Source organism: Streptomyces apricus (assembly GCF_008369065.1).
GTDB lineage: Bacteria > Actinomycetota > Actinomycetes > Streptomycetales > Streptomycetaceae > Streptomyces > Streptomyces apricus.
In genome coordinates, this window is sequence record NZ_VDFC01000242.1 from 1 (window position 1) to 1,019 (window position 1,019).

General features: G+C 76.1%; 1 protein-coding gene and 1 pseudogene. One reads left to right on the top strand and one right to left on the bottom strand.

The features are described 5' to 3' along the window. Window positions 1–268, top strand: a pseudogene (locus FGF04_RS40765) (hypothetical protein); the annotation flags it as partial. 40 nt (window positions 269–308) lie between these two features. Here the strand turns inward: FGF04_RS40765 and FGF04_RS39460 are convergent. After that, on the bottom strand, window positions 309–1,019 hold a 711-nt coding region (locus tag FGF04_RS39460), incomplete at its 5' end, for a hypothetical protein (RefSeq protein WP_235882757.1).

Genomic DNA, 1,019 nt, shown 5'->3' on the forward strand with positions numbered 1-1,019 from the left:
CCCACGGCACGCGCCCGTGTCTCAGGCGCCCGAGCCGTCCGCACCTTCACCCCACGCGCCCGCGCCCCAGAACCCCCCGTCCGCCTCCTGGTTCTCCCGGTTGCGGAGTGGTCGCCGCGAGGAGCCCGCGCCCGACCCCGACTTCGAGCCGTACGACTTCCTGCCCCTCTCCGATCCCCTCGGGTCCCTCTGGTACGACGACCTGTCGCAGGAGACCCGGCGGGAGGCGCTGAAGAAGGCGTCCGAGCCCGTCGACCCGCCGGAGTGACGGCCGGTGGCCCAAGGAGGTGCCAGGGGCGGCGGCGGGGTCACTCCGCCCCGAGCAGCCCCTGCAACTTGTCCGGCAGCAGGTCGTCGCAGGACTTCTTCGCCGTGTTCGTGAGGGAGTCGTTCACGCAGGTGTAGTAGTCGCGGTACACGAGCTGCGCCGTGAACGTCGTCGCCACCAGCACCAGCGCGAGGGACGCCGTGACCAGCCCGCTGATCGCGGCGGTCGTCTGGGGCCGCGAGCCCTGCCCGGGCGGCACCGGGGTGTCCGGGTCGGCCGGACGCGACTTGGCGCGCAGGGCGCTGACTGCCCAGTAGAGGGCGAGCGAGCCGAGCAGCAGCGCCACGTACGGCCAGGCGAAGAGGGCGAAGAAGAACGCCCACATGCCGGACAGCAGTGCGTACCTGGCGCGCCGCTGCACGGGGTCGGTCGGGTCCCAGCGCGTACCGGAACCGGGGCCGCCGGCCCCTTCCGGACCCCCCTGCCCGCCCGACGGCCCGGGCTTGTCGCCGAAGCGGCCGCCCTGCGCGCGCCCGGGCTGCCGGTCGCTCCACTGGCTGCCCCACAGGGAGCCGCCGTCCTGGTCCTGGCCGCCCGTGGGCCGCCGGGGCTGCCACGGCCGGTCGGGCGTGCCCTCCGGGGGCGGGGCGAAGGGGTTGTCGTCGGAAGCGCCCGGGGTGCCCGGGGAGGTCCCCGGTGCCCGGGGCGGCTCGGGCCGCTCCCCGGAAGCCGGCGCACCCGAGCCCTGGCC